29 protein-coding genes and 1 other RNA gene are annotated in these 26,072 nt (G+C 59.2%); 20 read left to right on the top strand and 10 right to left on the bottom strand.

From position 1 onward, the window contains the following. Nucleotides 1-9: 9 nt before the first annotated feature. Nucleotides 10-288, bottom strand: a complete 279-nt coding sequence (locus AC13E3_RS15095) for a polyhydroxyalkanoic acid system family protein (RefSeq protein ID WP_008170993.1) — start codon at nucleotides 286-288, stop codon at nucleotides 10-12. 125 nt (nucleotides 289-413) lie between these two features. Between AC13E3_RS15095 and ubiE the strand changes: the two genes are divergently transcribed. The 9 genes from ubiE to AC13E3_RS15050 all read left to right on the top strand — a co-directional run bounded on the left by ubiE (nucleotide 414) and on the right by AC13E3_RS15050 (nucleotide 6,600). Further along, entirely contained in the window at nucleotides 414-1,205 is a 792-nt protein-coding gene (gene ubiE / locus AC13E3_RS15090; protein WP_008170991.1) for a bifunctional demethylmenaquinone methyltransferase/2-methoxy-6-polyprenyl-1,4-benzoquinol methylase UbiE, read from the top strand. Further along, nucleotides 1,205-1,846: a ubiquinone biosynthesis accessory factor UbiJ gene (locus AC13E3_RS15085; RefSeq protein ID WP_008170990.1), complete on the top strand. Its 642-nt coding sequence runs from the start codon at nucleotides 1,205-1,207 to the stop codon at nucleotides 1,844-1,846. Before ubiE ends, AC13E3_RS15085 begins: the two co-directional genes overlap by 1 nt. Further along, a complete protein-coding gene (gene ubiB / locus AC13E3_RS15080; RefSeq protein WP_008170989.1) occupies nucleotides 1,843-3,486 on the top strand; it encodes a ubiquinone biosynthesis regulatory protein kinase UbiB in 1,644 nt (547 codons plus the stop codon). The genes AC13E3_RS15085 and ubiB overlap by 4 nt, the downstream gene beginning before the upstream one ends. 27 nt (nucleotides 3,487-3,513) lie before the next feature. Beyond that, nucleotides 3,514-3,930, top strand: coding sequence for a phosphoribosyl-AMP cyclohydrolase (gene hisI, locus AC13E3_RS15075; protein WP_008170988.1), 417 nt, complete (start codon nucleotides 3,514-3,516; stop codon nucleotides 3,928-3,930). 29 nt (nucleotides 3,931-3,959) lie between these two features. Beyond that, nucleotides 3,960-4,289 (top strand): phosphoribosyl-ATP diphosphatase, encoded by a 330-nt coding sequence (locus tag AC13E3_RS15070; RefSeq protein WP_008170987.1) that lies wholly within the window; start codon nucleotides 3,960-3,962, stop codon nucleotides 4,287-4,289. A gap of 88 nt (nucleotides 4,290-4,377) precedes the next feature. Next, nucleotides 4,378-4,617, top strand: coding sequence for a Sec-independent protein translocase subunit TatA (gene tatA, locus AC13E3_RS15065; RefSeq protein WP_008170986.1), 240 nt, complete (start codon nucleotides 4,378-4,380; stop codon nucleotides 4,615-4,617). A gap of 11 nt (nucleotides 4,618-4,628) precedes the next feature. Further along, nucleotides 4,629-5,102, top strand: a complete 474-nt coding sequence (gene tatB / locus AC13E3_RS15060; protein ID WP_008170985.1) for a Sec-independent protein translocase protein TatB — start codon at nucleotides 4,629-4,631, stop codon at nucleotides 5,100-5,102. Further along, nucleotides 5,099-5,884, top strand: coding sequence for a twin-arginine translocase subunit TatC (gene tatC, locus AC13E3_RS15055; RefSeq protein ID WP_008170984.1), 786 nt, complete (start codon nucleotides 5,099-5,101; stop codon nucleotides 5,882-5,884). The genes tatB and tatC overlap by 4 nt, the downstream gene beginning before the upstream one ends. Further along, nucleotides 5,881-6,600: a 16S rRNA (uracil(1498)-N(3))-methyltransferase gene (locus AC13E3_RS15050; protein ID WP_008170983.1), complete on the top strand. Its 720-nt coding sequence runs from the start codon at nucleotides 5,881-5,883 to the stop codon at nucleotides 6,598-6,600. The genes tatC and AC13E3_RS15050 overlap by 4 nt, the downstream gene beginning before the upstream one ends. Before the next feature lie 9 nt (nucleotides 6,601-6,609). Here AC13E3_RS15050 and AC13E3_RS15045 read toward each other — a convergent pair whose 3' ends face one another. The 4 genes from AC13E3_RS15045 to AC13E3_RS15030 are packed head-to-tail and all read right to left on the bottom strand — an operon-like array spanning nucleotide 6,610 to nucleotide 11,061. Further along, nucleotides 6,610-7,833, bottom strand: a complete 1,224-nt coding sequence (locus AC13E3_RS15045; RefSeq protein ID WP_008170982.1) for an FAD-dependent monooxygenase — start codon at nucleotides 7,831-7,833, stop codon at nucleotides 6,610-6,612. Then, entirely contained in the window at nucleotides 7,826-9,109 is a 1,284-nt protein-coding gene (gene ubiH / locus AC13E3_RS15040; protein ID WP_008170981.1) for a 2-octaprenyl-6-methoxyphenyl hydroxylase, read from the bottom strand. Before ubiH ends, AC13E3_RS15045 begins: the two co-directional genes overlap by 8 nt. Nucleotides 9,110-9,115: 6 nt before the next feature. Next, entirely contained in the window at nucleotides 9,116-10,435 is a 1,320-nt protein-coding gene (gene pepP, locus AC13E3_RS15035; protein WP_008170980.1) for a Xaa-Pro aminopeptidase, read from the bottom strand. Between the two features lie 26 nt (nucleotides 10,436-10,461). Next, nucleotides 10,462-11,061 carry a UPF0149 family protein gene (locus AC13E3_RS15030; RefSeq protein ID WP_008170979.1) on the bottom strand — a complete coding sequence of 200 codons (600 nt, stop codon included), beginning with the start codon at nucleotides 11,059-11,061 and terminating at the stop codon, nucleotides 10,462-10,464. A gap of 136 nt (nucleotides 11,062-11,197) precedes the next feature. Between AC13E3_RS15030 and AC13E3_RS15025 the strand changes: the two genes are divergently transcribed. After that, nucleotides 11,198-11,755: a ZrgA family zinc uptake protein gene (locus tag AC13E3_RS15025; protein WP_008170978.1), complete on the top strand. Its 558-nt coding sequence runs from the start codon at nucleotides 11,198-11,200 to the stop codon at nucleotides 11,753-11,755. 6 nt (nucleotides 11,756-11,761) lie between these two features. Here AC13E3_RS15025 and AC13E3_RS15020 read toward each other — a convergent pair whose 3' ends face one another. Further along, nucleotides 11,762-12,283, bottom strand: a complete 522-nt coding sequence (locus tag AC13E3_RS15020; protein ID WP_008170977.1) for a DUF3299 domain-containing protein — start codon at nucleotides 12,281-12,283, stop codon at nucleotides 11,762-11,764. A 67-nt stretch (nucleotides 12,284-12,350) separates the two neighbouring features. Here AC13E3_RS15020 and AC13E3_RS15015 point away from each other — a divergent pair, with 67 nt between their 5' ends. From AC13E3_RS15015 to AC13E3_RS14990, 6 genes are all read left to right on the top strand, one after another. Then, complete coding sequence (locus tag AC13E3_RS15015) at nucleotides 12,351-13,067, top strand: ABC transporter ATP-binding protein (protein ID WP_053113128.1); 717 nt, start codon at nucleotides 12,351-12,353, stop codon at nucleotides 13,065-13,067. Further along, nucleotides 13,064-14,338: an ABC transporter permease gene (locus tag AC13E3_RS15010; protein ID WP_092030455.1), complete on the top strand. Its 1,275-nt coding sequence runs from the start codon at nucleotides 13,064-13,066 to the stop codon at nucleotides 14,336-14,338. Before AC13E3_RS15015 ends, AC13E3_RS15010 begins: the two co-directional genes overlap by 4 nt. 103 nt (nucleotides 14,339-14,441) lie before the next feature. Next, complete coding sequence (locus tag AC13E3_RS15005; RefSeq protein WP_008170964.1) at nucleotides 14,442-14,648, top strand: TIGR02449 family protein; 207 nt, start codon at nucleotides 14,442-14,444, stop codon at nucleotides 14,646-14,648. Then, the gene (locus tag AC13E3_RS15000) at nucleotides 14,648-14,944 is read left to right on the top strand and encodes a cell division protein ZapA (protein WP_014578418.1); all 297 of its coding nucleotides are present in this window, start codon (nucleotides 14,648-14,650) and stop codon (nucleotides 14,942-14,944) included. The genes AC13E3_RS15005 and AC13E3_RS15000 overlap by 1 nt, the downstream gene beginning before the upstream one ends. 62 nt (nucleotides 14,945-15,006) lie before the next feature. Next, a non-coding RNA gene (gene ssrS, locus AC13E3_RS14995) (6S RNA) lies at nucleotides 15,007-15,188 on the top strand. Between the two features lie 4 nt (nucleotides 15,189-15,192). Next, nucleotides 15,193-15,828: a 5-formyltetrahydrofolate cyclo-ligase gene (locus AC13E3_RS14990; RefSeq protein ID WP_008170954.1), complete on the top strand. Its 636-nt coding sequence runs from the start codon at nucleotides 15,193-15,195 to the stop codon at nucleotides 15,826-15,828. On the opposite strand, the gene AC13E3_RS14985 is transcribed toward AC13E3_RS14990, so the two are convergent. Further along, the gene (locus AC13E3_RS14985; protein WP_008170953.1) at nucleotides 15,810-15,971 is read right to left on the bottom strand and encodes a hypothetical protein; all 162 of its coding nucleotides are present in this window, start codon (nucleotides 15,969-15,971) and stop codon (nucleotides 15,810-15,812) included. The genes AC13E3_RS14990 and AC13E3_RS14985 overlap by 19 nt on opposite strands. A 269-nt stretch (nucleotides 15,972-16,240) precedes the next feature. Continuing rightward, entirely contained in the window at nucleotides 16,241-17,776 is a 1,536-nt protein-coding gene (gene ilvA / locus AC13E3_RS14980; protein ID WP_008170952.1) for a threonine ammonia-lyase, biosynthetic, read from the bottom strand. A gap of 151 nt (nucleotides 17,777-17,927) precedes the next feature. Between ilvA and rpiA the strand changes: the two genes are divergently transcribed. The 3 genes from rpiA (at nucleotide 17,928) to ppa (ending at nucleotide 20,978) form a co-directional block, all read left to right on the top strand. Next, on the top strand, nucleotides 17,928-18,608 hold the full coding sequence (gene rpiA, locus AC13E3_RS14975) for a ribose-5-phosphate isomerase RpiA (protein ID WP_053113131.1): 681 nt from the start codon (nucleotides 17,928-17,930) through the stop codon (nucleotides 18,606-18,608). A 146-nt stretch (nucleotides 18,609-18,754) separates the two neighbouring features. Next, the gene (locus tag AC13E3_RS14970) at nucleotides 18,755-19,894 is read left to right on the top strand and encodes an acyl-CoA dehydrogenase family protein (protein ID WP_482902189.1); all 1,140 of its coding nucleotides are present in this window, start codon (nucleotides 18,755-18,757) and stop codon (nucleotides 19,892-19,894) included. Between the two features lie 556 nt (nucleotides 19,895-20,450). Next, entirely contained in the window at nucleotides 20,451-20,978 is a 528-nt protein-coding gene (ppa, locus tag AC13E3_RS14965) for an inorganic diphosphatase (RefSeq protein ID WP_008170949.1), read from the top strand. A gap of 83 nt (nucleotides 20,979-21,061) precedes the next feature. Here ppa and AC13E3_RS14960 read toward each other — a convergent pair whose 3' ends face one another. Both AC13E3_RS14960 and AC13E3_RS14955 read right to left on the bottom strand, forming a co-directional pair. Beyond that, on the bottom strand, nucleotides 21,062-22,114 hold the full coding sequence (locus AC13E3_RS14960) for a DUF2333 family protein (protein ID WP_482902188.1): 1,053 nt from the start codon (nucleotides 22,112-22,114) through the stop codon (nucleotides 21,062-21,064). Between the two features lie 7 nt (nucleotides 22,115-22,121). Then, complete coding sequence (locus tag AC13E3_RS14955) at nucleotides 22,122-24,122, bottom strand: bifunctional diguanylate cyclase/phosphodiesterase (protein WP_092030461.1); 2,001 nt, start codon at nucleotides 24,120-24,122, stop codon at nucleotides 22,122-22,124. Between the two features lie 198 nt (nucleotides 24,123-24,320). Here AC13E3_RS14955 and AC13E3_RS14950 point away from each other — a divergent pair, with 198 nt between their 5' ends. Further along, nucleotides 24,321-25,934: a diguanylate cyclase gene (locus AC13E3_RS14950; RefSeq protein WP_008170942.1), complete on the top strand. Its 1,614-nt coding sequence runs from the start codon at nucleotides 24,321-24,323 to the stop codon at nucleotides 25,932-25,934. Nucleotides 25,935-26,072 lie beyond the last annotated feature (138 nt).

Below are 26,072 nucleotides of genomic sequence, written 5' to 3'. Positions count from 1 at the left end.
CCCGGCTGATCAGACCTTGATGATCTGGTCCAGCTGGGAGTGGATTTCCTGCTCGATCCGGGATTTGAAGGGCCGCAACATCATGCCCAGTTCCAGATGAATGTGCAGATCCGTCGGGGTAATGTTCAGGTGCCCCTTGACGCCGCTGCGCTTGAATTTCAGCTGGTCGCCTTGCCACTGGTAATCCACGTCGAACTGACTGGAAAGGTCTTTGGCCAGGGTTTCGGCAGCCTGTATGGCGTGTTCTTTATCCAGGGTGTGCGGGCGGTGTACATCAATAACGGACATGAAAACAATTTCTCTCGGAATTGGACGAATTTACAGTTTAGGGCGCTATTTAACGCACCGCCACCCTTGTAGCAACCCCGTCAGCGGTTAGAATACGGGGTTCAGATTCTGACAGGACATCTCCCATGAGCGAGCAGCAAACGCCAGCCAACCAGGCCGCAAACAATTCCGGCCAGGATGACGTCACCCACTTTGGCTTTCGCAATGTGCCAAAAAGCCAGAAGGCGAGCCAAGTGGCCGAGGTATTCCACAGCGTGGCGGGCAAATACGACCTCATGAACGACCTGATGTCCATGGGGATCCACCGGCTCTGGAAGCGCTTCACCATCGAGCTTTCCGGCGTGCGTCCCGGCCACCAGGTACTGGATATTGCCGGCGGCACTGGCGACCTCACCATGAAGTTTTCGGATCTGGTGGGTCCGTCCGGCAAGGTGGTGCTGGCCGACATCAATGCCTCCATGCTGCAGGTGGGCCGCAGCCGGCTGACGGATCGCGGCTACGCCGGCAACATCGAATACGTGCAGGCGGACGCCGAGCACTTGCCGTTCCCGGACAACAACTTCAATGCGGTTTCCATCGCCTTCGGCCTGCGCAATGTCACCGATAAAGATCAGGCTCTGCGCGACATGGCCCGGGTTCTCAAGCCCGGTGGCAAACTGATGATCCTGGAATTCTCCAAGCCGACCAATCCTTTGCTGAGCAAGGCCTACGACACCTACTCGTTTTCCGCTCTGCCATTGATGGGCCAGCTTATCGCCGGCGACAGCGAAAGCTACAAGTACCTGGCCGAATCCATCCGCATGCATCCGGACCAGGACACCCTCAAGGGCATGATGGAAAACGCCGGCCTGGTGAACTGCAAGTACTACAACATGACCGGCGGCATTGTCGCCCTGCATGTGGGAATCAAGCCCTGATGTTTCCCGGCCCCACCCTGCTTTCCGCTGTCTCCGCGATCCTGGAAAGCGCCCTGAACCGGGCGCTGGAACTGGATCCGGCGGGGCATCATGCCCTGATGGAAGCACTGGCGGGCCCGGTGCAGTTCAACATTACCGATCCTTTCCCCCTGACCTACACCCTGGACCGCGCCGGAAACCGCGTTCGGGTTGGCAGCCAGCCGGTCGACCAGCCTGCTCTTGAGGTTACCGGCAAACCCATCGCCTTTGCGGCACTGGCCACCGGTGATGACCGGGTCTTTGCCGATGGCCGCCTCGAAGTTACCGGCGACACGGCCCTGGCCCACCAGCTGCAACGAGCCCTGAACCAGCTTGAACCGGATTGGGAAGCCGCCATGGCCCGGCACATCGGCGATGTGCCCGCACACTTCCTCGGCCAACGGGTTCGCGGCGCTATCCGATGGAGTCGACAGGCCTTTCAGTCCCTGAATGCCAACATCGAGGAGTATGTGCACGAGGAAAGTCGCGCCCTGCCCGGTCGGCGGGAGCTGGAAGCTACGTTCGAGGATATCGACGAACTGAACCTGCGCACGGAAAGACTGGAAGCGCGGCTTAATCTGATTGAAAACCGCGGCAAGACTGACGAATCGGAGAACCTGTGACCCGCCTGCAACGCCTGTTCCGAATTGCCTGGGTATTCTGCCGTTACCGGCTGGACACGTTCCTGCCTATCGCAGAGCTGCCCGCGCCCCTGAAGGTGTTTTTCCTGCTGGCGCCCTGGCACCTGTTCCCGCAACCGAAGCTCGATCGTGGCGACCGCCTTCGGCTGGCGCTGGAGGAACTGGGCCCCGTGTTCGTAAAGTTCGGCCAGATCCTCTCTACCCGAAGGGATCTTCTGCCGGACGACATGGCGGAATCCCTGAAGAATCTCCAGGACCGGGTACCGCCGTTCCCGAGCAATGAAGCCCGGAGCATTATCGAAACCTCCCTCGGTGCCCCGGTTTCGGACCTGTTTGCCGAATTCAGTCCGGACCCGCTTGCCTCGGCATCGGTTGCCCAGGTGCATGCAGCCACCCTGCGCAACGGCCAGAAGGTAGTCGTGAAAGTTCTGCGACCGGGCATAGAGAAGGTAATCCGTCAGGATCTGGCCCTGATGTACCTGATGGCTGGCCTGCTGGAAAAATACTGGTCCGAAGGCAAGCGCCTGCACCCGGTGGAAGTGGTAGCCGACTACGATTCCACCATTCACGATGAGCTGGATCTCCAGCGCGAGGCCGCCAACGCCAGCCAGCTGCGCCGGAATTTCGAAAACTCCTCGCTGATCTACATTCCCTTTATCGACTGGGACTACACCCGCAAATCCGTGCTGGTGATGGAGCGGATTCACGGCATCCCCATTGCCGATACTGCGGCTCTGAAGGCCGCCGGCGTCGACATGAAGGTACTGGCTGAAAAAGGCGTGGAAATTTTCTTTACCCAGGTGTTCCGGGACAGCTTCTTCCATGCCGACATGCATCCGGGCAACATCTTTGTGGACACCTCGAACCCGGCGGATCCCCGATATATCGCCATCGATTTCGGCATCGTTGGCACCCTGGCACCGGATGACCAGAGCTATCTTGCCCGAAACCTTCTGGCCTTTTTCCGCCGGGATTATCGGCAGGTTGCGCAGCTGCATATTCAGTCCGGCTGGGTACCGCCCGACACGCCAGTGAACCAGTTTGAGGCGGCCATACGTACTGTTTGCGAGCCCATCTTCGAGAAGCCGTTGAAGGATATCTCGTTCGGCCACTTCCTGTTGCGCCTGTTCCAGACGGCACGGCGGTTCAATATGGAAGTGCAGCCCCAGCTCGTTCTGCTGCAGAAAACCCTCCTGAACGTTGAAGGTCTGGGCCGACAGCTGTATCCGGATCTGGATTTGTGGAGCACCGCGCAACCCTACCTCGAGACCTGGATGCGCAAACGCATTGGCCCTTCGGGGCTGATCAAGTCGCTGCAGTCGCACCTTCCCTCCTGGCTGGAACAGTCGCCGGAAATGCCCCAGCTGGTGCACGATGCGCTCTTGCAACTGCGGCAGGCGGGGCCCACCGAGCCCCAGAACCGGGCAACACTGGCGTTGCTCCGGGAGCAGCAGATCCGTACCGAGCGGCGTTGGCGGCGGGCGACATTGGCGGTACTGCTCATTGCCGGCGGCTTTCTGGGCACTCAGCCCGAGAGCCGGCAGTGGATTGAAAGCGTGCCTGCCTGGAGCTGGGCCCTGTTTGCCGTCGCCGGCGGGCTCATGCTCCGGGGCAGCCGATAACCGATAAAGATTTCAGGATTCACAAAAATGCAAAATAGCTCGGATAACGTCGAGACCCCTGACTGGCTGGATGCCATTCGCTGGACAGAGGACGGCCTGGTTCCGGCCATCGCCCAGGACGCCGACACCGGCGACATCCTGATGATGGCCTGGATGAACCGCGAGTCGCTCAGGCTGACCGCCGAAGAAGGCCACGCCGTATACTGGTCGCGCTCCCGGGGCAAGCTCTGGCGCAAAGGGGAAACCTCGGGGCACCAACAGGTCATCCGGGACATTCGACTGGACTGCGACGAGGACGTCATCCTGCTGAAAGTAGAACAAAAAGGCGGCATAGCCTGCCATACTGGCAGACGCAGCTGCTTCTACCGGACCCTGAAAGACGGTCAGTGGGTCAGTGTTGACCCGGTGATCAAGGATCCCGGCACTATCTACGGCAGCAACTGAGCTACGGCAGCAACTGAGGAGCACGGACAGTGAGCAATGTACTGGAAAACCTGGCACAGGTTCTGGAAGCCCGGAAGGAAGCAGACCCGGAAACCTCTTACGTAGCCAGTCTCCACGCCAAGGGTCTGAACAAGATTCTGGAAAAAGTCGGGGAAGAGTGCACGGAAACCCTGCTGGCCGCCAAGGACGCAGAACACTCGGGTGAAACCCGGGACGTGGTTTATGAAACCGCCGACCTGTGGTTTCACAGCATGGTGATGCTGTCGAGACTGGGCCTTGGCCCGAAAGACATCCTGGACGAGCTGGCCAGCCGGTTCGACCTGTCAGGCCTGGAAGAAAAAGCGTCGCGGGACAAGTGAGCGGTAGTACCTCCAAAGGGGTTTCCGCGTAACCGTTCTGATAACGTACAATGTCATTGAACAGAAACATTAAAACGAGGACCCCGTAATGGGTATCAGCATCTGGCAATTACTTATCGTACTCGGCATTGTCATTCTGTTGTTCGGAACCAAGAAACTCCGCAACATCGGCAGCGACCTCGGTGGCGCCATTCGCGGCTTCAAGAAGTCCATGAGCGATGAGGACTCCAAGGCCGAGAACCAGGACTCCCTGGAAGGCAAGGAAGAGGAGCAGCCGCAACAACAGGCTGCGGCCGAAGACAAGCCCCGGGACAAGTCCCACAGCTGAGACCAGGCTGAATGTTCGATATCGGCTTTCTTGAGCTGCTGATCTGCGGCGTCATCGCGCTGTTGGTACTCGGCCCCGAGCGTCTGCCCACGGCTGCCCGTGCTGCGGGCCGCTGGGTGGGTGGTGCCCGGCGCATGGTCAGCCAGTTCACCTCGGAACTGGACCGGCAGCTGAAAGCCGATGAGCTCCGTGAGGAGCTTCGCAAGGCGGGGGATGTTGGCCTGGACGACGTTCAGAAAACCGTGCGCGGCGCCCTGGACGAGGCTAAAAAATACGAGCACATGATCCTGCCCGAGAACGAGACCCAAAAGCCAAGGTCAGCACCGGCAACACGGCGTGTGTCGGGCCAGACAAAGGCCTCCGAGGCTCCGGCACAGGATCAGGCTGATACCAGTGACGCCCCGCAGACGCCAGATACAGGCGCTGCCGGGAACGAACAACCCAAAAACGAAACCCCGCAAAGTCCGCCGGATAACCGTTCATGAATGCAAAACCCGACGGCAACCAGCTGCCTCCGGAACAGCAGGAAATGCCACTGATCGAGCACCTGCTCGAGCTGCGTAATCGCCTACTGAAGATGGTTCTCGCGGTGCTGGTCTGCTTCGCGGCCATTTACCCGTTTGCCAACGAGCTGTACCTGTGGCTGTCTGAACCTATCCGTTCCCTGTTGCCCGTTGGTCAGACCATGATCGCAACGGATGTTACCTCGCCCTTCTTCGCACCACTGAAGCTGGCCCTGGTTCTGGCCGTGTTTGCCGCCATCCCGATCATTCTCTACCAACTCTGGAGTTTCATCGCCCCGGGCCTGTACGCCCATGAAAAACGACTGGCCTTTCCGCTGCTGTTTACCTCGGTAATCCTGTTCTACGCGGGGGCGGCATTCGCCTATTACGTGGTTTTCCCGCTGGTGTTCGGCTTCTTTACCGCGATAGGACCGGAAGGCATCGTCGAATTACCGGACATCACCAGCTACCTCAATTTCGTGCTCAAGATGTTCTTTGCCTTCGGTGTCGCATTTGAGATTCCCATCGCCACCGTGCTGTTGATCCTCACCGGCGCCACCACGCCGGCGGATCTGGCGGCCAAGCGCCCCTACGTGGTGGTTGGCTGCTTTATCATCGGCATGCTGCTAACGCCGCCCGACATCATCTCCCAGACCCTGCTTGCAGTACCCATGTGGATCCTGTTCGAGATCGGCATCCTGTTCGGGCGACTGGCGAAACGGGAAGTCGCAGACCCGGACAGCGATGAGCCTGCCGGCGAATGAACCTGGCGTTACTGTTTGACGAGGATTTCGTAGCGCCTGACCGGGCGGTCCTGCGTGGCCGACGTCTGGCCCACCTGCAGTCCGTGATCAAAGTGGTTGCTGGCGACACCGTGCCCGTCGGCCGCGCGGATGGCCAGTTGGGAACCGGCGAAGTGATCCGGCTTACCGATACCGAGGCGGAGCTGCGGGTGACGCTGGACCAGTCTCCCCCTCCACCACTGCCGCTCACCCTGGTGCTGGCCATGCCCCGGCCGAAGATGTTCCGCCGTATCCTGCAAACCTGCGCCGCCCTCGGCGTGAAAGACCTCTGGTTGATCAACAGCTACAAGGTAGAGAAAAGCTTCTGGCAGACGCCGTGGCTGTCAGAGGAGCAGCTCCGGGAGAACCTCACCCTGGGACTGGAGCAGGCAAAAGACACCCTGATGCCCCGGGTGCAGATCCGCAAGCTGTTCAAACCCTTTGTTGAGGACGAGTTGCCAGCTCTTATCGAGGGAAAGCAAGCGCTTGTCGCTCATCCGGGAACCAGCACGCCCTGCCCGGTGCACCTGAACCGCCCATCACTTCTGTGCATCGGCCCGGAAGGGGGGTTTATCCCCTACGAAGTTGAAAAACTGGAGGAAGCCGGATGCCAGAGCGTCCATCTGGGCCCCCGCATCCTGCGAATGGAAACCGCGGTTCCGGTTCTGGTCAGCCGGCTATTCGACGCCTGTCTCTGATAGCGGAGCTCAAGAATTCAGACCCATGGCCTCCGCAGCAATTCGGTTCTTGATCGGCCCTAACTGATTGAACCAACGCAGGCCGGTATTGCGCAGCCAGCGAACCGGCAGCTCATCACGGCCAAACAACTGCTTGAAACCCTCCATGGCGGCCATCATGGTCAGATTTTCGCCTTTGCGGCGGCGCTGGTAGCGTTGCAGAACCAGGTCATTGGCCGGTGAAAGACCGGCCTTGCGCGCCCGCGACAGCTCGTCCAGCAGGGCACGGACATCGCCGTAGCCGAGATTGGCACCCTGCCCGGCTAGCGGGTGAATCGTGTGCGCCGCATCTCCCACCAGGGCGAAGCCAGGGGCAACATAGTCCTTGGCATGGCGCTGGCGAAGCGGGAAAGCAAACCGGTCGGAAACCGCTTCAACCGACCCCAGCTCGCGCTCAATGGCACGTTCCAGCTCCGCAGCAAATTCCTGGTCGCCCAAAGACATCAGGCGCCTGGCTTCATCGGTATCCTGGGACCAGACAATGGAACAGAAATGCTCACTGCCGGACTCGGGTAACAAAGGCAGGAACGCCAGTGGTCCGGTCGTTGAAAACCGTTGCCAGGCAGTAAAGCGGTGGCTCTGGGTGGTTCGCACCGAGCTCACGATGGCTTGTTGGTCGTAGTCCCACTCGCGGGTTGGCAGCCCCACCCACTGACGCAGGCGGGAATTGGCTCCGTCACATCCCACCACCAATCCGGCAGACAAGGATCGGCCATCCTCCAGCTCAACCGTGAAGTCCTGAGACAACCGTTTGCAGCCAGTAATCCTCGCACCCTCAATCATTTCAACCGGGCTTTGTTCCAGCGCCCTGAACAGGGCACGCACGATGCTGCGGTTTTCGACAATAGTGCCAAGGGCGCGCGCCTGAAGCTCGGCTGCCTCGAACTGTATGCGCCCCGTGCCGTCACCATCCCAGACGGTCATGGTCTGATAAGGACAGTGTCGACCCGCGGTAACCTCGGACCAGACTCCGAGCTGCTCCAGCAACTGCTGGCTGGCGGCCGAAATGGCACTGACCCGCGGCTCGAAATCTGCAACGGTGGTGGCGGAGTCCGGCGCCTCAACCAGAGACTCATGGCCGGAATCTTCCACCAGCCCCACATGCCAACCCTGTCGTGACAGCCCGAGAGCCAGGGCGGAACCGATCATGCCACCGCCAGCCACAAGAATATCGAACGTTTGCGCCTCACTCATTAGCCGGCGCCTCCCGGTTCAGGTTTCCGGGCCGTTCAATCACGGCCCTGCGGCCGCCCAGGCCCATGGCCTTGCGGGCAAACCAGCGTTTTGCCCCAGGCAACAGATCAAGACCCACCAGGCCGGCATCGCGGGCCGCCGCAACCGGCAGCATGGAATGCCCGAACAAACGAACAAGCGAATCGGAGAAGCGCACCGTCTGTTGCCAGTCTTCCCGATGCAGAGCCTGGTAGCGCTTCAGGACCTCGAGATCGCCAATCGACCTGCCATGCTCTTCAGCCAGGCGGAACTGTTCGACCAGCGTCATGAGCCCTCTCAGCGCGAGATTGAAGCCCTGCCCGGCGACCGGATGCAGGGCATGGGCCGCATTGCCCACCAGGGCAACCCCAGGGCGTACCGGCTCGTCCACCGTCGTCAGGGTCAGCGGGTAATGGTGACAGGCGCCGATGCGGGTAAACCGGCCCAGACGCCAGCCAAACCGGTCCTGAAGCCAACGGCATTTCTCGTCGTCGGGCAGCGCCAGAACCTGCTGCAGAACCTCATCGGATAGCGTCCAGACCAGTGCCGATTGATGTCCGGCTCTGGTCGGTGATCCATGGGGCAAGAGAGCCATGGGACCGGCATCGGTAAATCGTTCAAAGGCAGTGAATCCGTGGCTGTCACTGGTAGAGACATTTGCGATCAGTGCGTTCTGGCCGTAGCTGTGACGATCCGGCCGGAACCCGAGCCTTTCCCGCAGACCGGAACGACCGCCATCTGCAACGACGAGGCAACGGGCCTTCAGTTCCGCGGTCTCTTCACCTTCTTCTGAGAGCTGAACACGGACGCCGCCGGGAATGGGCGTCATGTCCGTTACTTCTGCCGGCGCCCGCCACTGGACGTTGGTATCCAGAAGCTCACGCATCAGACACAGCCCCATCCAGCGATTGTCAGCCACGTACCCGAGCGCCGCCTGGCCATGCTCGGCAGCATGCAACCGTGTGGCGCCGAAATGCCCCCGATCTGAAACATGGATATGTTCGATGGGTGTGGCATGTTCGGCCAGCCTTTGCCACAGCCCCAGCTCCTCAAAGATTAACCGGGAGCCCCACGCCAGTGCGGTTGAACGGGCATCGTAACTCGGCTGGTAACTCTCCGGCAGGGCGTCGGGCGAGAGCGGGAAGGCCTCGACCACCGTCACACGGAGCGACGGCACCATCCGTGCCAACGCCAGGGCCAGGGTTGCTCCGGCAAGGCCACCACCGGCAATGATCAGATCAGTATCTGTCTTGGTCACAGGGTGTCAATCCGCCATCAGGGCTTCGATTTCGGCAATGGTTTTCGGGACCGCTTCGGTCAGCACACGGCAGCCGTCTTTAGTCACCACCACGTCGTCTTCGATGCGAATGCCGATGCCACGCCACTTCTCATCCACGTCGGTATTATCCGGCGCAATGTACAGCCCCGGTTCAACCGTCAGGGCCATTCCGGGTTCCAGCTGGCGCCAGGCATCACCGACCTTGTAATCGCCCACATCGTGCACATCCAGCCCCAGCCAGTGGCCGGTTCGGTGCATGAAGAAGGGTTTGTAGGCTTCGTTGGCAATGGCGTCTTCGAGGGTTCCGGACAATAGCCCCAGATCAATCAACCCCTGGGTCAGCACTTCCAGCGCCGCCTCATGGGGCCGGTTCCAGTGATTTTCCGGCGACACGGCCTCAATGGCCTGGTACTGGGCTGCCAGCACCACCTCATACAGGGCCCGCTGCTCATTGCTGAACTTTCCACTCACCGGGAAGGTGCGGGTAATGTCAGAGGCGTAGCACTGGTATTCACAGCCGGCATCGATCAGTACCAGATCGCCGTCTTTCAACGGTGCACTGTTCTCGATGTAATGCAGGATGCAGCCATTGGCGCCCCCGCCCACGATGGAGGGATAGGCCGTAGACCGTGCGCCATGCTCCATGAAGGTGTGGATAAGCTCGGCCTCGAGGTTGTATTCGAAGCCGCCCTTGCGGGCCCGTTTCATGGCCCGGCAATGGGCCTCGGCACTGATCTGGCCGGCCTTGGCCATGATCTTGATCTCATTGGCGCTCTTGTATAGCCGCAGGTCATGAAGCAGGTGCTCGAGGGCTACGAACTCGCCCGGCGGGTGGGCGCCATTGCGAACCTTGCTGCGAATCATCTTCACCCAGTCCATGACACGGGCGTCAAAATGATCATCCTTGCCGAGGGGATAATACACCCGGCTGCGACCCTCGATCATGCCCGGCAGGATATCGTCGATGTCTGCAATCGGAAACGCATCGTCCAGGCCGTAGCGTTCGATGGCGCCTTCCGGGCCAACCAGGAAACCGTCCCAGAGCTCCTTCTGCGGATTGCGCTCTTTGCAGAACAGTACCGATTCCCCGTGTTCACGGCCCGGAATCAGCGCCAGGACGGCCTCCGGCTCACCAAAACCGGACAGGTAATGAAAATCGCTGTCCTGGCGGAACGGATGCAGCACGTCCCGATTACGAACGCGCTCCGGGGCGGCCGGAATAATCGCAATGCTGTCTGGCGCCATACGCTCCATCAGCTTGCGACGGCGCTCGGCAAACTCCTTTACGGGAATCATGGAGTTCATAGTCTCTCCTGCAATCAGGACCCGGCTCAGTGCAGGGTCGGCGAATCAGACTTCGGTGGTTCAGGGGCGTTGAATTCAGTGAACACGGCGAACGCCCCCAGCCGGATGTATTCGGTAATCTCCAGCAACTGCTGCTCGCTTTCGTCGTCCGCTTCTTCCTCTTCGGATAGCTGGCTGATGGCCACCATATCCTCGATCAGCTCCCGGATCTCGTCCGGCGCCTGGCCGAGTGACTCGCCGGCCGAAAGTGCCATACCCTCGAGAAATCCCCGCACCCAGGAAACCAGGGCTTCCAGCCGCTGCTCAATGGCATAGTCGTCATCCGGCAGTAAAGGATGGAAACTCATGTCTGCTGATTTCAAGAGCTCGAGGGTCTGTTCATAGGCTTTGTTCATGAACGGAGCGAGATCATCGGACTCTTCGGCCGCGTTCTCGGCCAGCCCCATGTGTTCGCACACCATGGCCAGCCACTCCGGCTCTTCGATACGCGATCCGGCCGCCAGGCGACCACAGAGCGCGCCGTGCAATTCGGATGGGTGGCTGAATGCCTTGTGAGCTGTAAAAACGTTGGCCCAGCGCTCGAATTCTGCGGCGCGGGCAGCACCGGAAGTGTCGGTTTCTGACATGAAACAGGCGGATCCTGTGTTAATGGATTAGGGGTCTATCCTAGCATTCAGGCGGTGCCAAGGCACTGCCTGTTGATTTTTATCCGGCAAGCGAACAATATGTTATAATGTATCATTTCTGCCGAGAGATAAAGCCATGTCCTTACGAGCCAAAACCTGCTTCTTCCTGGCTGGCGCCGCGATTGCAAGCGCTGGCCCTGTGCTTGCCAGCGACAATCCAGGTGCGCACCAGCACGGTCATGCCGAACTACAACTGGCCATCAAGGGAGAGCAGATTGATCTCCTGTTCACATCGCCGGCCTACAACCTGGTGGGGTTCGAGCATCGTGCCCGTTCGGACGACCAGAAAGCACTGGTTAACGAAGTAACCAACTGGCTTGGACAGACTCCCCTTGCGGACACCAGTGAGGGGGGCTGCGCCGTCATGAATGCGGTAGTGCATCATCAGGCAGGTGGCGATGATCACGGACACAGCCATGGGCATGATCATCCGGACGAATCATCCCACTCGGATTTCGAAGTCACCCAGACCCTGAGCTGTCCGGGCCTGGGCTCATCCCAGGCGCTTGCAACACCCATTACAACCCGGTTTTCCGGAATAGAGCATCTCGGCGTTCAGTGGGTAAGGCCACAAGGTCAGGGATCAGCCCGTCTGGGCCACGGAGAAAGCAGGTTTGAACTCCGCAGCCGATGACAGCGTCTATTCTTCGTACGGCTCAACCCCGGTTGCGACCATAGAATAGGAAGACGTTCCGATGTCGTTTTCGGTGCGGTCAATGACCAGCTTGCCTTCGACCCACACCGGATCGTACAGGGCTTCGAGCGTGAAACCTTCCTTGTACTTGACGTGAATGATCTGATTGGGGGGCGGTGGCGGCACATGAATACAGGCGCCGTAGTAGGGCACCAGGAAGAACTCCAGGATGCGCATGTCCTCGGTTGTCTTGAGGGGCACCACGAAGCCGGGAATGCGGCCTTCAACATTGCCCATTTCCGGCACAACCCGACCGGTCATGATCTCATCCGGCAGCAGCGGCGGGCCATCGCCCTCGTGCTCAATCTCTGGCATATTCTCCAGCAGCGCCAGATCCTCGGCGGGCATCAGTTCAAGCCAGTCGATCTCCCGGGTTTCAGTCCGGCCTGTTGATGGAAGTACACACACCAGGGTAAGCGCGATGAAAAAAGGCAGCGCAAAGCGCGAACGTGCCGGGGCAGACATCATTGGACCAAAGACTCCTGAGATTACTATCCGGAAACCGCCATCATACACCGGGCCGACGGCAACCAACATGACCAGCAAGACAGACTCAGCCAGCAACAGTTCCCGAAGCACAGAAACTGCGATGGAAGTCAGCGGGCTCGCCTTTTCCTGGGATCCTGTCCAGCCCCGCCTCAGCTTTCCGGACATCATACTGAAACGCGGCGAACACCTTTTCCTCCACGGCCCGAGCGGCAGTGGCAAAAGCACGCTGCTCAGCCTGTTGGCAGGCATGCTTCGGCCGGCCTCTGGCACTGTCCGCGTACTCGGAACCGATATCCACCGGCTCGGTGCCGGCGCCCGCGACCAGTTCCGGGCCGACCACATGGGCGTGATCTTCCAGCAGTTCAATCTGGTGCCCTACCTGAGCACACGAGCCAACGTCACCCTGCCCTGCGGACTTTCTGAACTGCGCAGAGAGCGCACCGAACCGACCGTCGAAGACGAGGCTGAGAGATTGCTTGCCGCCCTGTCCATCCCCGCGGACCACTGGCAGAGGAAAGTCACCAGGCTGAGTATTGGCCAGCAGCAACGTATCGCAGCCGCCCGGGCGCTGATTGGCGCGCCCGGCCTGATTCTCGCGGACGAGCCGACTTCCGCACTGGATGCCGACAACCGGGACCGTTTCCTGGAACTGCTTCTAACTCTTGCGCACCGGCACAACACCTCGGTTCTGTTCGTCAGTCACGACCAGTCCCTGGCCCGCCATTTCGATAATCAGCTGGAACTGCAGGGTGACCGGACATGAAAGCACGCCTGGCCCTGACACTCGCCCTGGCCAGCCTCTGGCACCGGAAAAAAGTACTGGCCCTGGTGTGCCTGACCCTGACCCTGAGCGTTTCCCTGTTGCTGGGCATCCAATACCTCCGCACGGAGGTCAAGCAGTCCTTCACCAGCACCATCAGCGGTACAGACCTGATCATCGGCGCCCGAAGTGGCCAGTTGAACCTGCTGTTGTACACCGTGTTTCATATTGGCGATGCCACCAACAACATTCGCTGGTCGACCTATCAGGGCCTGAAACAGGATAACCGCCTGGCCTGGCTGATTCCGATTTCCCTGGGAGACAGCTACCGGGGTAATCGTGTGGTCGCCACAGATGAGAACTTTTTCAAGCACTTCCGCTACGGCCGCGACCTGCCCCTCGAACTGGATGAAGGCCAGTGGTTTGAAGGCGTCTTTGATGTAGTGTTGGGTGCCGGCGTTGCCCGCTCGCTGGCGCATCAGGTGGGCGAGCAGATCGTGCTATCCCATGGCGGTGGACGCACCAGTTTCTCCAACCACGAAGACACGCCGTTTACCGTCACCGGCATACTGGCGCCCACTGGCACGCCGGTGGACCAGGCCGTGTATATCAGCCTGGATGGCATGGAGGCCATGCACGTAGGCTGGGAATCCGGGGTCGCCATCCCCGGACGGACAATCACACCGGAGCAGGCAAAGGGCCGAGATTTCACACCCGATGCCATTACCGCCGTGTTCGTTGGTATCGACCGGCAAATCCTGACCTTCCGCATACAGCGGGAAATCAACCAGTTTGCCGGCGAGCCGCTCTCGGCCATACTTCCGGGAGTCGCCCTCAGTGAACTCTGGCGGCTGATGGGCCAGTTTGAGCGAGCACTGCTGGGCATAACCGGTTTTGTCGTGGTAACCAGCCTGATCGGGCTGATTGCCGTACTTCTGACCCTCCAGGCCCAGCGGGCCCATGAAATTGCGGTGCTGCGGGCAACCGGTGCCTCTCCGGCGCTGATTGCCTCACTTTACATCCTCGAGTGCGTGGTTCTTGCCCTTGCCGCCTGCGTGATGGCTTTGGCCCTTGGCATGGCGGGCCTTGCACTGGCGAGCCCATGGTTACTGGCCAACTATGGCCTGCAGATTGAGCTTCGCCCATTAACGCCCGAGGAATGGACTTTAATGGCCCTGGTTCCGGTTGCCGCCTTCACCGTGGCGCTGATACCCGCCTTCAACACATGGCGCCAGAGCCGCCGGCTGGGCTTTGGCGAGGCAGCAGATCAGTGATGGGCATCACGCAGGGAACGCAATGACAAGCCTGTAAATTGACCGACTTAGCGTCCACACTTATAGTTGAGCTTAATATCATAAAACCACTGCTGGGCACGTCATGGAACAGTCCGAAGTACAGGCATTAGCGGACAAGCTGGACAGGCTGATTGAACGCTGTCAGAAACTTGAGCGGGACAACGCCACATTGCGGGAACTGCAGGACGACTGGAACCGGGAACGGGCCCAGCTGGTGCAGAAGAACGATCACGCGAAGCACAAGATCGAAGCCATGATCAGCCGCCTTAGGGCCCTGGAGCATCACTGATGGCACAGCAATCCACCACGGTTGAGGTGAAAATCCTCGACAAGGAATACCTGGTCGCCTGCCCCGAGGAAGAACAGGAGGCACTGCTGCGTGCCGCCCGGCATCTGGACAGCAAAATGCGGGAAATCCGCGCCGGCGGCAAGGTTTTTGGTACCGAGCGCATTGCTGTAATGGCCGCTCTCAACATAACCCACGAACTGCTCGAGCGCGACACCATGTCCGATGCCACCAGCACCTTGCTGCGAGCCATGGACAACAAACTGGACGGAGCGCTGGGTGATGGCTCCGGTCGTTAAATCCCCGGAGAATCTCAGACAGGTGTTGCAATCGGCCCCGACACTGCCCGTATAATGAGAACAACTTCCTGGGCTGTTCGGGATAGTCGGATACGTCCTCGAGCCGATGCGCACTACCCAGGTGGCTACTTCAGGGCATTGTGAGCACGTCCCCGACAGGGGAAAGCCTAATATGTCACAGCGGCCACCGACCTTGAACTTTGGGTTCAAGGGCCACATCCGATAACGGCAGCCCGGGAAGCTTTATTTTGAGCCAGTTTATCGAGCCTCAACCGTTCCAGTCCCACCCTGATACCCTGTCGCGCAGTGAACTTCGCAAACGCCTGCGGCAGAATCGTCGCGACCTGAGCGCTGAAAAACAGCAACAGGCCGCCGAGCACCTGGCCCTCAATCTGCTGAAGAATCCAGACCTGCACCGGGCCCGGCACATTGCCATCTATCTGCCCAACGACGGCGAAATTGATCCCCACGTATACCTGGACATCGCCCGGCGCAAGGGCATCCGCTTCTACCTGCCGGTACTCCATCCGATTCATGAAGGCAGGCTGGTGTTCAGCCCCTACTACGATGGCGTGGAACTCACCGCCAACCGGTTTGGCATTCCCGAGCCAGGGTTCAGCAAAGGCCTGCGGCGCCCGGCCTGGGCACTGGATGCAGTACTGTTTCCGTTAGTGGGGTTTGACGAACAGGGCGGAAGACTGGGGATGGGAGGAGGCTTTTACGACAGAACATTTGCCTTCAGCCGGATACGGCCAAGGCTGGCGCCGAAGCTGATTGGCCTGGCCCACGATTTCCAGAAAGTTAAGAAGCTGCCAATAGAGCCCTGGGACGTGCCCCTTCACAGCGTAGTGACCGATAAGCGACGTTACCGGTTCAGCGGCTGATTCATGACTTGAACGGAGCCAACCAGATTGGCCGCTCGTGCGTCTTTATCTTCGGAGGCGTGGATGGATGTGAAACCAGTAATCACAAGGCCGATGGCAAAAATCAGCACAATGGCTTTGATGATGTCAGGCTTGCCGCCCATGGCTTCAGTTCCTCAAAATGCGGTTTTAAAAGTGTCGGGAAATCAGATAGCTATTCTTGACTTCAAGAATCAGAAGAAAGACTAACACCTATCTGTACTTTTACAATTTTTCACAGATTAAAATTCAGTAAGCTTTGCATTCGGGGACCGGCCAGGGTCTGGCAGGGCTTTCCAAAACACGCTGTGGATACATCCCTGTACGCTTGGCTCCGCCATCCATGGCTCCGCACAGTTTTGGAAAGCCCTGCCAGACCCTGCCCTACCCAGAGTTAACTTGAACGCGCGTTGCCCTGCCCAAGAAACAGCTGATAGGCCTCGTTGTCCGTCATGTTGTCATAGCGGAAGCCAACCTTATCCAGCATTTTCTCGAAATCCTGCACTTCATCGTCGTCCACCTGGGCGCCCAGCAGAACACGGCTGTAGGCTGCACCGTGGTTGCGGTAGTGGAACATGGAGATATTCCAGCGGGTACCAAGAGACATCAGGAACTTCAGCAACGCCCCCGGACGCTCCGGGAACTCGAACTGGAACACCTTTTCGTTGGTGATGGTCGGCGCGTGGCCGCCCACCATGTGACGGATGTGCTGCTTGGCCAGATCGCTGTCGGTTAAATCGACCACCGAGTATCCGCTCTCCCGAAGATCCTGAACCAGATCCTCGCGGCCGTGACCACCCGCGGCAATCTGGATGCCAACGAAAATCGTGGCATTGGTAGCATCGGCGTAGCGGTAATTGAACTCGGTGATGCTGCGCTTGTGCAGGGCGTTGATGAAGGTCTTGAACGCGCCCGGTTTCTCCGGAATGGTCACCGCCAGGATGGCCTCGCGTTTCTCGCCCACTTCCGTGCGTTCGGAGATGTAGCGCAGACGGTCGAAGTTCATGTTGGCACCGCTCAGGGTGGCAATCAGGTTCTCGCCCTCGACTTTCTCGCGCTCGATGTATTTCTTGATGCCGGCCACACCCAGGGCACCGGCCGGCTCGGCAATGGAGCGGGTATCCTCGAACACATCCTTGATGGCCGCGCAGATTTCGTCGGTGGATACGGTGATCACCTCGTCCACGTGGTCCTTGCAGATCTCCCAGGGGTACTTACCAATCTGCTTGACTGCCACACCATCAGCAAAGATGCCCACTTCATCGAGCACCACGCGTTTGCCCGCTTTCATGGCGGCCTGGAGGCAGTTGGAGTCCTCCGGTTCGACACCAATCACCTTGATCTCGGGGCGCAGATACTTGATGTAAGCGGCCATGCCGGCAATCAGCCCGCCGCCACCAACACAGATGAAGATGGCGTGGATCGGCTTGCTGAACTGCCACATGATTTCCATGGCCACCGTGCCCTGGCCGGCGATCACATCGGGATCATCGTACGGCGGAATGTAGGTGTAGCCGTGCTTTGCGATCAACTCCTGAGCGTGGGCCGCCGCCTCGTCGAAGGCATCGCCCTTGAGAACCACCTTGGCACCGTGATCCCGTACCGAACGCACCTTGATCTCCGGCGTGGTCTGCGGCATCACAATTACCGCCTTGATCCCGAGATTCTTGGCAGCCAGCGCCACACCCTGGGCATGATTTCCGGCCGACGCACAAATGACACCCTTGGCCTTCTGCTCCTCGGAAAGCTGCGCAATCCGGTTATAGGCACCACGAATCTTGAAGGAAAACACCGGCTGAAGGTCTTCACGCTTGAGCAGAATATTGTTGCCAAAGCGCTTGGACAGACTGCGGGCTTCAGTCAGGGGTGTTTCGATGGCCACGTCATAGACGCGCGCATCGAGAATCTTCTTGATGTAGCGTTGCGGCATAGCAGTTCCGGCTTTTGGTCGATGTGTGAGTGATGACTGGCTGAGAAAAACCCACAGTGTAGAAAGTTTGCACGGCAGCCGTCTATAAGCAGAGGGCTCTTAAGCGCTATAATGCCGGCAAAGCCAACCTGATTTACAGCCGGAGCCAATGATGAACCAGGACGAACTGAAAAAAGCCGTCGCCAAAGCCGCCATTGATTACATTGCTCCTCGTCTTGATAGCGAGAGCGTGATCGGTGTGGGCACTGGTAGCACGGCCAATTTCTTCATCGACATGCTCGCGGAACTCAAGACCGAGTTTGACGGCGCCGTTGCCAGCTCGGAGGCCACCGCCGAGCGTCTGAAAAGCCACGGCATCCCGGTTTACGACCTTAACAGTGCCGGAGAACTGGAGTTCTATGTGGACGGCGCTGACGAAACCAACGACCGCCTGGAACTGATCAAAGGCGGCGGTGCCGCGCTGACCCGGGAAAAAATCGTGGCCGCGGTTGCCAAGACCTTCATCTGCATTGCCGATGACTCCAAGATGGTCGGCGTATTGGGCAAATTCCCGCTTCCGGTCGAAGTCATTCCCATGGCCCGGAGCCATGTTGGCCGGGAAATCGTGAAACTGGGCGGTGATCCGGTCTATCGGGAAGGGGTAGTGACCGACAACGGCAACATTATCATCGACGTCCACAACATGGACATTTCCCAACCGATCCGAGTCGAAGAAAAGCTTAACAACATCGTCGGCGTGGTCACCAATGGCCTGTTCGCCCGCCGCCGCGCTGATCTCCTGCTGCTGGGAACAAAGGACGGCGTGAAAAGCATCTCCAGCGAAGGCGCCTGACCGACTTCTGTCGCTCCTCGATGTCGAAGCTGGCCTTTCGGGCCAGCTTTTTTATTGCCTGAATGAACGAACAACCAAGCGCTTGCTTGGTAATAATATTTAGGCGACACTGCTTCCCATTGATTCCGATCAGGGAGAGCCAGACCGTGTCCGAATACTTCAACGAAACCCATCAGCAGGTCCGCGCGACCGCCCGCAAGTTCATCGAAACCCACGTGTTGCCGCACATCGACGACTGGGAAGAAGCGGGTGAATTTCCCCGGGATCTCTACAAAAAAGCCGGGGATGCAGGTTTGTTGGGCATTGGCTTTCCGGAAGCATTGGGGGGCATCGGAGAGGGCGACATTTTCCTGAAAGTAGCCGTTTCTGAAGAGCTTATGCGCTCCACATCAGGCGGTCTCGTCGCTGGCCTGGGGTCTCTGGATATCGGGCTGCCGCCAGTCGCCAGATGGGCAAAAAAGGACATCCGTGAACAGATCGTGCCGCCGGTGCTGCGGGGCGAAAAAATTGCCGCCCTGGCAGTGACCGAACCCGGCGGAGGTTCCGATGTCGCCAACCTCAAAACCCGGGCCGTCCGCGATGGCGACCATTACTTTGTAAACGGCAGCAAAACCTTCATCACCAGCGGCATCCGCGCCGACCACTATACGGTTGCTGTACGCACCGGTGGAGAAGGCCACGGCGGTATCAGCCTGTTGTTGATCGACCGGGACATGCCCGGATTCTCCACCGGCAAGAAACTGCGAAAAATGGGCTGGTGGGCCAGCGATACCGCCGAGCTGTTTTTCGAGGACTGCCGCGTGCCGGCCGACCGCCTGATCGGCGCCGAAAACGCCGGCTTCATCGCCATCATGAGCAATTTCCTGTTCGAGCGTCTCAGCTTGGCCATCATGGCCTACATGACCGCCCAACTGGCCTACGAAGCGGCGCTGGAATACACCCAACAACGCACGGCGTTCGGCCGCAATATCACGGGCTTCCAGGTGACCCGCCACAAGCTTGTGGATATGGCGACCCAGATCGACGTAGCCCGGGAATACACCTACCGCTGCGCCGCCCTGATGCAGGCGGGCAAAAACCCCATCAAGGAAGTGGCGATGGCCAAGAACTTCTCGGTGGATGTCTGCGAAAAGGTCACCCGGGAAGCGGTGCAGCTGTTCGGTGGCATGGGGTATATGCGGGAAACCGTCGTCGAGCGCCTCTATCGGGATGCCAAGATTCTCTCCATCGGCGGCGGCACCACCGAGATCATGAAGGAACTCATTGCCAAGCAGATCAAGCTCTGAGCTGTGGGTTCCGCGTTCGCCCTCTTGTCCTGACCCAGCTTGCTGGGTTTTGGTGGCGGGGCATGTCAGTGGCTGTTCCAAAACACGCTACGAGCACCCGCAAGCGGGTCCAGCCAGCAATCACAGATTGCTGTCGTTCGGCTGTCGCATGAAGCTTCGCTTCATAAACGCTCGGCCTCACCCATGTGCGCTTGTTTCGGGCCATCCATGGCCCTCTACAGTTTTGGAACAGCCACTGACACGCCCCGTTCGAACACTTTGCAATCCTCGTGTTGAATATTGCGTTCTTTGTTTCGGGTTTACTTCAACGGTTTTCCTCAAAGGTTCGGGCGGGTATCTGGCGGGGCTTTCCGAAAACGTGGAGCGCCAGGGATGGCGCGACCGAGCCCTACAGGGACGTATTCACGGGCGTTTTTCGGAAAGCCCCGCCAGATAGCCGCGTGCACCCAACTCAACGACCAAGGTTTAGTTTCGAACTGCAGGATACTCCCGTATAATTGCGCCCACTTTTTAACCGCAGTTAAACGTACCTTTAACGTACCAGGAAGGATCGCACATGCAATTCGACAACATCCCCGCAGGCAAGAACCCGCCTGAAGACATCTACGTTGCTATCGAAATCCCGGCCAACAGCTCCCCGGTGAAGTACGAACTGGACAAAGACATGGGCGCCCTGCTGGTAGACCGCTTCATGGCGACCCCCATGTTCTACCCGGCCAACTACGGTTTCATCCCGCACACCCTGGCCGACGACGGTGACCCCCTGGACGTACTGGTTGTAACCCCCTACCCGATCCAGGCCGGTTCCGTGATTCGCTGCCGCCCCGTGGGTGTGCTGAACATGGAAGACGAAGCCGGTGGCGACGCCAAGCTGGTTGCAGTTCCCCATGACAAGCTGACCACCACTTACCATGACGTGAAGGAAATTGACGATCTGCCCGAGCTGCTGCGCGACCAGATCAAGCATTTCTTCGAGAACTACAAGACGCTCGAGCCCGGCAAGTGGGTAAAAGTGCAAGGCTGGGACAACGCCGACGCCGCCAGGAAAGCCATCGTGGATTCCGTTAACGCCTACAAAGGCTAAGCCGGACTCTTCTTGGTTTGATGGCATAAAAAAACCGGGCTTAGCGCCCGGTTTTTTTGTTTCTGGATCGAACTCTCCTGTCATCAGCCCCGGGACAGCAGGTCCCGCATGTCACTGATCGCCGAGTTGGCGCGGGAAAGGTAGGCGGCCATGGTCAGCGAGTGGTTGGCCAGTACGCCAAAGCCGCTGCCATTGAGAATCACCGGGCTCCACATTTCGCCCTGAGCGCCCTCAAGCTCGATGATCACCTGCCGTACGCTGGCCATGGCGTTCTTGTCCTGCAGCACTTTCCGGAAATCCACTTCAATTGCCCGGAAGATGTGCAGAAGCGCCCAGGAGCTGCCGCGGGCCTCATAGAAAACGTCATCAATTTTGGTCCAGGGTGTTTTCACATCTTCTCCGGTCGCCTCCTCGGCAAGAGGATCACCGGAGTCCATGGTAATCACCGAGTCTGATACCGAGGCCTTGCCAACGCTCTCACCAAGTGTACGGGACAGACTTCCCAGGCGAGTCTCCAGGTCCGCCAACCAGTTGCTCAGGTTATCCGCTCGGGCGAAAAACTGGGCGTCGGCCTGTTCCGGGCTCGACAGCCGGTCAAGGTAACGCTTCAGAGCGGTAATACCCCGACGGTACTCGGCCTCGGTAGACGGGATTGCCCAGCTCTCGCTGTCGAAATGGAACTGGGGCTCGGCGATCGTCAGATCCCGATCTTCCGCGGACTGACTTTGCGAGCGGCTGATGTCTTTGCGCATGGCGCGCGAAAGATCCCGAAGCTGAACCAGAACGCCGTACTCCCAGTTCGGCATGTTATCCAGCCAGAGTCCAGGCGGGAAAATGTCGTTGGAAATATAGCCACCAGGCTTGTCTAACAGGGTTTCTGCGATACGAATCATGGTGACCGTGGTGGCAAAGCCGGTAATGGGCTCCCTTTCCATCGTGTTGGCCACCGACCTCGTGTGCTCGCGCACCGAGAAGGTGTCCGGCTCGCTGCTCCAGATCATGCCGAGCACCAGCGCCACCAGCAGGTAGACCACAACCAACGCCAGAATCAGTTTGCCAATTACGCCGCTGCCGCCGGCATAATCCTGAACATCGTCTTTCTTGTCCTTGAAGTACTGTCTGATTTTGCCTGGCATATGACTTTTAATCCCCTGTCTGTTGATTGTCAGCGGCAAACGGCCTGCCCAGATGGTAACCCATGGCCCCGTCGATACCCAGTTTACAGAGTACCGAGTATTCCGCGGCAGTTTCCACTCCTGTGGCGAAGACTTTCACGCCACGACTGTGAGCGATGGCCACCACAGACTCAAGGTAGAAGCGGTTATCTTCATGGGTGTCGATATTGTGGATGAAGCTGTTGTCGATACGCAGGGCCTGAAACCTCAGATTTCTCAGGTAACTGAACGGTACGCCTCCCACCCCGAAGCGGTCGACCAGTACCGGAACACCGAGTCGCCCCAACGCCCGGACCAGTAGGCCCACCGCGGTCCGGTGGTGATGGATTGCCTGTTCTGAAATACCGATCCAGAGATTCCTTGCCGGCGAACCAGCCTGCCGCAGCTGGTCCAGCAAATCCGTGCGAAATGCCTCGCTGGCCACGGAGGCATTACCAAGCGAGACCGCCAGCGGCTGATCCGGGCTCTGTTTCAGGCAATCGAGCACCCGCTGGACCAGCAGACGATCAAGTTCCGAGATCAGCCCGAAACGCTCAGCCATTGGTACAAAAGTGCCTGCCTTCAAGGCCCCTTCGGCGGAATCGATCCGGGAAAACACCTGATGATAGACCGGCATGAGCCGGCCCTCGTTCACCATAGGCTGGAGCCACAGCGACAGGGCCTGCCGGCGGATCGCCTGACTGATAATCACCCGCCAGGTTTCGAGGTTGTGATGGCCGTCTTTCTCAGGGTCAGCCAGATGGCAGCCACTCTCGGCCCTGCTCTGGGCAGCGCGCAATGCTTCGTCCGCGGCCGCCATCAGATCCCGGGCACCACGCCCCTCAAGGGTTCTCGCCAGCCCGGCATGAACAGAGGTGTCCATCGGCGAAGCAAGATCTGCATAGACCCCATCGAGGTCCGTGACCAACTGACGACACCAGACACCGGCATCAGCCGGCATCGCACCGGGCAGAAAAATGGCAAATTCGGCGCCCGTTCGGCGCCCGGCAAACGACCCGGCATGCTGCATGACGAATTCGCCAATCCAGGTTGCTACCCTCAGCAGCAACCGGTCGGCCTCGCTCCGGCCATAGGCCTGGTTATATCCCGAAAAGTCGGCCAGTTGAATCAGCATGAGAATTCCGGGTGCCGCCTTTTCCTCGGACTCCACCTCCACCTTCAGGCGCTGGTCGAAGGCACTCCGGCTGGCCAGCCCGGTGACCGAATCCTCGTTGTTTACCCGGCGCAGGTGCTGAATGAGTTTCGCCTGGCCTTCGAAGAGCTGGCCGAGGTCATCCGCCATCCGGTTCATGGCGTCGGTCACCTGATTGATCTCGCGGGTCGACTTGATAGAGACCCGCCTCCTGAAATCCCGCTGCCCGAGGGCCTTTGCCTGATCCTCCAGTGCATGAAGCGGGCGCAGGGTACGACGAAGCAGAAGGAAAACCGCAAACAGTCCAATCCCCCCGATGACGGCAGTACTGGCAGTCAACCCGACGGTGATTCGCCAGAGGTCCTCATAGGCGCGACCGGGATGGCTGATTACCTGCACGGTTCCCAGACGGCTCCAGCCACGGACGACTTCTGCCTCGGCAACTGGCAGCGGAAGATCTGCGAGGTCGCGGAACCAGGCGGGGACAGCCACTTTATTGAGCGTCATGGCCCGACCGGCAACCTGCTCGCCCTGATGATTCAGATAGCTGACTGACAGGTAGCGGCCACTATCAAACACCGCATCAATGAGGGAGGCGGAGGCGACCGGATCGCGGCCGTCGATGGCATTGGACAGGGACAACCCGATGGCCGTGGCCCCGTCACGGGCATGACCTGCCAGCTGATCCGAGACATAGTCCCGGAAATAACCGTAGCTGGTGATAAACACCGCAACCAACAGGGTAACCAGCAGACTTCCGGTCAACACCAGAAGCAGGGTTCGCAATGTGACCGCACCCTGTTGCGTCTGCTTCAGGGGGATGTGCTTCCGTGCCATGGGGAGCTTCTCCGCATTGGCTGTGAGCCAGCCGGCCAGGTGTTTGTGACCTGCACCGCAGAGTTGACAAACATTTACATAGCGCAACCTACGCCGACAACATTAAACACTATAGACTCTGCAAAAGGACTAAGGTTGAAAAATCGTCCACACCGGGAAAGGACGACCAATAATGAAAAAGAGACAGGCCCGAGCAACATGAACGACGAAAGCCAGAAAGAAAAACTCAGGCAGCATTTCGCACGCCGTGTGACAACCCAGGCCCGGGTTGTTCTGGATACCTGGCAGAAAATTCACGAGGACCGGGACAAGGCTTCGGCCCACCGCAACGAGTTCGCCGCGGCTACGGACAAACTGGTGCGCTACGCCCAGCGGTTTGAAATGGACAGCCACGCCCGGGCCGGTCAGACCACGCTGGCGCTGATCAACCAGTGGGAACCCGGATCTGCCCTGAACGAGAGCCTCGAGCGACAACTGCAGGATGCCATCGAGACCTTGTCCCAGAGCACTCTGCGCAGGACCGACCTCAACAGTTCTGAAGCGCCCCACCAATTTCGTCGAACCCCGGTTTACATTGCCCTGGCCAACCAGGAAATGGCAGCCCGCCTGATCCGGCAGCTGGAATTCTTCGGCTTCCGGGCATCCGCTTTTGCCAATGCCGATGAACTGACCGAGGCCTGCGCACTGCACAAGCCGGAAACCATCCTGGTAGACGTCAATTTTGGCGGCTCGCCCAATGCCGGCATTACCACCATCGAACGCCTGCAGGAACGACACGATACGCCGATTCCGATTATTTTCATGAGTGACGAGGACGGTTCTATCGAGACCCGTCTGCAGGCTTCCCGCTGCGGCGGGGAAGAGTTCTTCTACCCTGCTGTCGATCCGGGGCAACTGATCGAAAAGATCGAGACCTACACCCACGGCAACACCGTGGAGCCCTACAAGGTCCTGGTTCTGGATGATTCCCGGGCCCAGGCGAAATATATGGAAACGGTTTTGAAGAAAGCGGGTATGACCGCCCACATCATCACCGACCCGATGCAGATCATCCACGCCCTGGAGGAGTTCTCGCCGGAGATCATCATCCTGGACATGTATATGCCGGGCTGTACGGGCATGGAAATCGCCCGGGTGATCCGCCAGCAGGACCGTTTTCACAGCGTGCCCATCATTTACCTCTCGGCCGAGGAAGACGTGACGAAACAGCTCCATGCCATGAGCCTGGGCGGCGACGACTTCCTGACCAAACCGATCGACCCGAAACACCTGATTGCCACGATCCACAATCGCGGGCGACGCGCCCGCTCGTTGCTGGCCCTGATGATTCGCGACAGCCTGACGGGCCTGTTCAACCACACCCACACCCTCCACCTGCTGGACCAGGAGATCGTGCGGGCGCGCCAGAAACAACAGCCGCTGTGCTTTGCGATGATCGACATCGACTATTTCAAGAAGGTGAACGATACCTTTGGCCACCCGATCGGCGACCGGGTACTGCGCAGCCTGTCGATGTTCCTCAAACAACGCCTGCGCAAGACCGACCACATCGGACGCTACGGTGGTGAGGAATTTGCCATCATCCTGCCCAACACCCGTCCGAGCGATGCCCGGAACGTTCTCAATGAAATCCGGGAGCGATTCTCCGAGTTGCAGCAACCGGCCGGCGACCGGGAATTCAATGTCACCTTCAGTTGTGGCATCGCAGCCTGGGACGACGACACTTCCCAGGCACTGTGCGAGCGGGCCGACCGTGCGCTGTACAGCTCCAAGGAGCTTGGCCGCAACTGCGTAACCCTGGCAGATTCCTGAATCCGGGCCGTGCCGCGGCCCGAATCCCTCCCCCCAGACTTTTCAGACAATTTTCGGTCGGGCATGGCTCAGTCACTGCCCGGCTGCTACCTTTTATGAAACCAACGTCGTATGGAAGTTCGTTCCGCCGTTCACGAC

The organism is Marinobacter sp. L-80 (genome assembly GCF_056859395.1).
The sequence above is the reverse complement of the archived record's forward strand: the minus strand, read 5'-3'. Positions and strand labels throughout refer to the sequence as shown.